The 4,294-nt window shown below is 62.9% G+C and carries 6 protein-coding genes; all 6 read left to right on the forward strand.

The features are described 5' to 3' along the window. Positions 1-253 (forward strand): EF-Tu/IF-2/RF-3 family GTPase (locus tag VGO12_RS02025; protein ID WP_327495042.1); only part of this gene is annotated, 253 nt, incomplete at its 5' end. Between the two features lie 72 nt (positions 254-325). Beyond that, the gene (gene rbfA, locus VGO12_RS02030; RefSeq protein WP_327511081.1) at positions 326-730 is read left to right on the forward strand and encodes a 30S ribosome-binding factor RbfA; all 405 of its coding nucleotides are present in this window, start codon (positions 326-328) and stop codon (positions 728-730) included. An 8-nt stretch (positions 731-738) separates the two neighbouring features. After that, positions 739-1,674, forward strand: a complete 936-nt coding sequence (gene truB, locus VGO12_RS02035) for a tRNA pseudouridine(55) synthase TruB (protein WP_327511082.1) — start codon at positions 739-741, stop codon at positions 1,672-1,674. 151 nt (positions 1,675-1,825) lie between these two features. Continuing rightward, positions 1,826-3,562, forward strand: a complete 1,737-nt coding sequence (locus VGO12_RS02040) for a sensor histidine kinase (protein WP_327511083.1) — start codon at positions 1,826-1,828, stop codon at positions 3,560-3,562. Positions 3,563-3,605: 43 nt separating this feature from the next. Next, a complete protein-coding gene (locus VGO12_RS02045) occupies positions 3,606-3,911 on the forward strand; it encodes an SH3 domain-containing protein (protein WP_327511084.1) in 306 nt (101 codons plus the stop codon). Positions 3,912-4,081: 170 nt separating this feature from the next. Continuing rightward, on the forward strand, positions 4,082-4,294 hold a 213-nt coding region (gene rpsO / locus VGO12_RS02050; protein ID WP_327511085.1), incomplete at its 3' end, for a 30S ribosomal protein S15.

Raw genomic sequence — 4,294 nt, forward strand, 5'->3', positions numbered from 1 at the left:
CACCAAGGTCGGCAAGGTCGCGGGTTGCCGCGTCACCGAAGGCAAGGTCGAGCGTGGCGTCGGCGTCCGTCTGGTTCGCGACAACGTCGTTATCCACGAAGGCAAGCTCAAGACCCTCAAGCGCTTCAAGGACGAAGTCTCGGAAGTCAACGTCGGTCAGGAATGCGGTATGGCCTTCGAGAACTACGAAGACATTCGCGCCGGCGATACGATCGAGTGCTTCCGCGTCGAGCACATCACGCGGACGCTGTAAGCTCCGTCCGATTAGAGAATATGCGGGCGCCGGGTTATCCTTCGGCGCTCGCATTTTTTTGAGGTACTGTTCATGAGCAAAGCCACATCCTCTGCCCCTTCCCAGCGCATGCTGCGCGTCGGCGAACAGGTGCGTGCAGCGATCACACAGGTTCTGCAGCGCGGTGAAGTGCGCGACCCGGTGATCGAAAAGACCGTCATTGCGATCTCGGAAGTGCGCATGTCGCCCGATCTGAAGATCGCCACGGCCTATGTCACGCCGCTCGGCGTGCCGAACCATGCCGAGGTCATCGACGCATTGAACCGCAATGCCAAGTACATTCGCGGCCGCCTGGGCCCGCAGCTGCGGCAGATGAAATACATGCCCGATGTTCGTTTCCGCGACGATACGAGCTTCGACAACTACAAGAAGATCGACGAGCTTCTGCGTTCGCCGGAAGTCAGCCGCGATCTCGACCAGACCGAAGACGAAGAATAGTAGATTTCATGTCCAAACCGCGTAAGCCCAAGGGCCGCCCGATCTCCGGCTGGCTGATCCTCGACAAACCGCTCGACTTCGGCTCCACCGAAGCCGTTTCGAAGATCAAGTGGTTGTTCAAGGCCCAGAAGGCCGGCCATGCCGGCACCCTCGATCCGCTCGCCTCCGGCATGCTGCCGATCGCGCTCGGCGACGCGACCAAGACCGTTCCCTACGTGATGGACGGCCGCAAGATCTACGAATTCACCGTTGCCTGGGGCGAAGAGCGTTCGACCGACGACCTCGAAGGCGAGGTCACCCATTCCTCGTCCGAGCGGCCGACGGAAGAAGCGATCCGCGCGCTCCTGCCGAACTACACCGGCGTCATCAGCCAGGTGCCGCCGCAGTTCTCGGCGATCAAGATCGATGGCGAGCGTGCCTACGATCTCGCCCGCGAGGGCGAGATCGTCGAAATCCCGGCCCGTGAGGTCGAAGTGCACCGTCTGACGCTTCTGGGTTGCGCTCCCAATCTTGCGCATTTCGAGATCGAATGCGGCAAGGGCACCTATGTGCGCTCGCTCGCCCGCGACATGGGCCGCGACCTCAACTGTTATGGTCACATCGCTTCGCTGCGCCGGACCTTCGTCGCCCCGTTCGGCGAGGAGGACATGGTGCCGCTGGCCGACCTGGTGGCACTCGAGAAACTCGAAAGCGACGAGGACCGCCTGGCAGCGCTCGACGCCTATCTCGTCGATACCGGCGAGGCCTTGTCCAACCTGCCGCACGTCGCCGTCAACGACGACCAGGCGCATCGCCTGAAGATGGGCAACCCGATCATCCTGCGCGGCCGCGACGCGCCGCTTTCGGCTCCCGAGGCCTACGCAACGGCCCGCGGCAAGCTGGTGGCCATCGGTGAAATCGGCGAGGGCGAGTTTCGTCCCAAGCGCGTCTTTGCCGGCAGCTAAGCGCCCGCAGGCATTTGCCTTTGTGCCGACCTTGACGCATGATCCCCGGAATGGGTTTGCAAGCCATCCGGGGTGATTCCATTTCCATTTCGAGCGTCGGCACGCGTCGGCCCCGGCGCGGCCGGCCGCAGAGCTTTGCCGCCGTCGTGACATGGAGAAGGACAGAAAGGCCAGTCAGGTGACCGGCGTGTCGGACGAAAGAGAGCGCAGGACAGCAGGCTTCGCGACGGTCGCCGACGTCGTCCGTCATCGCCTGACCCGCCCCTTCAGCTTCTATCTCACCTTCCTGCTGCTGGTCGCGATTGTGCCGGCCTTCATATTTTCGCTGGTGGTGCTGAAGCGCAGCGTCGACGCGCAGGAGCAGGTGATCACGGCCTTGCTCCAGGCCTCGACCGGCTCGGTAACCCGCATTGTCGAGCGCGACATCGAGGGCATGCTGACGACGCTCAAGGTGTTGTCGACCTCGCGGACGATCGACGACGGCAACCGGCAGGCCTTCTACGAGCGCGCCTCGACGGCGCTTGCCGGCACGGATTCCTTCCTGATCGTCATCGATCGCAAGCACAACCAGTGGCTCAACACGCGCGTACCATTCGGCACGCCGCTGTCCCAGGCGTCCGATCCGGATTCGGTCGAGCGCGCCTTTACCAATAATGGCGCACCGCTCGTCTCCAATGTCTTCTTCGGCAAGACGGCCGGAAAATGGGTGTTCAACGTCTATCTTCCCGCGAAGCTTTCGACCGGCGAAGACTACCTGCTGACGCTGACGCAGAACGCCGAGAACATGGCCAAGGCGGTCAATCGCGATACGCTGTCGCCCGGCTGGAACGCAGCCCTGGTCGACAGCGCCGGCAAGGTCATCGTGTCGTCGGACGCGTCGGTCAAAGCCGGCGAGCCGTTCTTTCTCGACAAGGTTCCGGCGATCAGCATCGGTGTGCGCAACATCAGCGAAAACGGCACTGAATATCGGGTGGCGACCGAGTTTTCCGTGATCACCGGATGGCGCATCATCGCCTGGGCGCCGAAGGCGATCGTCGATGCGCCGGCCCTCTGGTCGTTTCTCTCGCTGTCGCTCGGCGGTATCCTTTTTGCGGCGATCGCGATCGCCGGATCTCTGGCGATTGCGCGACTTTTGTCCCAGGGCGTCAAGCTGGTGGCCGAGGATGCCCGACGCCTTGGCGCGGGCGAACGGATCGAGCCGCGCCCGCACAGGATCGCCGAGGTCGAACAGGTCTCGGCGGCGCTGGCGCGGGCGGCGGCGGCGCGCACAAAGGCGGAGAGCGAAATCCGCTTCCTGATGCGCGAGGTGGCGCACCGCTCGAAAAACCAGCTGACCGTCATCCAGTCGATGTTGAACCAGTCGGTCTATTCGGCCGATAGTGCCGCTGACTTCGCCGACAGCTTCCGCAAACGCATCGCCGGTCTTGCGCGCTCGACCGACCTGATGATCGCCAACGCGGCCCAGGGCGTCGACTTCCGCGAACTTGCCCAGAACCAGCTGCAACCGTTCGTGCCCGACGATCCCAAGCGTGTGATCCTGTCCGGTCCACCCCTGAGGCTCGACACCCAGATCGCCCAGACACTCGGCATGGGCCTGCACGAACTGGCGACCAACGCTACGAAATATGGCGCGCTCGCCAACACCCAAGGGGTCGTCAAGCTGAGCTGGTCGCTCGAGGACGACGGGATCGCCATCCGCTGGCGCGAAGAGGGCGCCGATCTCAAGGGCAGGCCGTCCGATCCGGTTCGCAAGGGCTTCGGCTCCCTGGTGCTGGAGCGTATGCTCGGCATGGCGTTGAACGCCACGCTCGAGCGCATCATGCATGCCGATGGCATCGAATGGCGGATCACCATTCCGCGCGATGCGAAAGACCAGGGCGCGCCATAGGGATCGGGGGGGAGCGATGAAACGGTCGGTGGGTCGCCTCTGCATGCTTGCACTTGTGTTGATGGCGTCTGAGGCGAGCGGCGCTGCGATCGAGTGCACGGTCGCCGACCCGACGGGCACGCCGCTCAACGTGCGTGACGCGCCGAATGGTCGGGTGGTGGCGACGCTCGCAAACGGGACGAGGGTGCGCGAGACCGAAGAGCGCCATTTGAACGGCAAGCGATGGTCGGCGGTTTCTGCGAAAGCCGGTGCGATCGGCTGGGTCTTTTCCGCCTATCTTGATTGCGCGGCCATCATTCCGGACGAGCAGAAATCGGCGCCGATGCGGCCTCGTCCAACTGGCAATTAGCGCGGTTCGCACACCCTTTCGGCCGCGAGTCCATGACCCTTTCCTTTTTCATCCAATTCGTTTATAGGCACGCCAGCAAAAGGCTCAATGCCCGTTGCATTCACGGCCGCAGCTGGACGACATCCCGGCTGAAGGCGTCCCGAAATCCTCGAAATCGAAAGGATCATCCGATGTCGATTGCTGCAGAGCGTAAGGCTCAGCTCATCAAGGAATACGCAACCGTTGAAGGCGACACCGGTTCCCCGGAAGTCCAGGTTGCTATCCTGACGGAACGGATCAACAACCTGACCGAACACTTCAAGGGCCACAAGAAGGATAACCATTCCCGCCGTGGTCTGCTCGCGATGGTTTCCAGCCGTCGTTCGCTCCTCGACTATCTGAAG

It is taken from the genome of Ensifer sp. (genome assembly GCF_035999135.1).
GTDB lineage: Bacteria > Pseudomonadota > Alphaproteobacteria > Rhizobiales > Rhizobiaceae > Ensifer.

What these genes read in the sequence shown, in the direction of transcription:
- truB (WP_327511082.1), top strand. Translation starts at nt 739, where the DNA reads ATGTCCAAACCGCGTAAGCCCAAGGGCCGCCCGATCTCCGGCTGGCTG.
- rbfA (WP_327511081.1), top strand. Translation starts at nt 326, where the DNA reads ATGAGCAAAGCCACATCCTCTGCCCCTTCCCAGCGCATGCTGCGCGTC.
- VGO12_RS02040 (WP_327511083.1), top strand. Translation starts at nt 1,826, where the DNA reads ATGGAGAAGGACAGAAAGGCCAGTCAGGTGACCGGCGTGTCGGACGAA.
- VGO12_RS02045 (WP_327511084.1), top strand. Translation starts at nt 3,606, where the DNA reads ATGCTTGCACTTGTGTTGATGGCGTCTGAGGCGAGCGGCGCTGCGATC.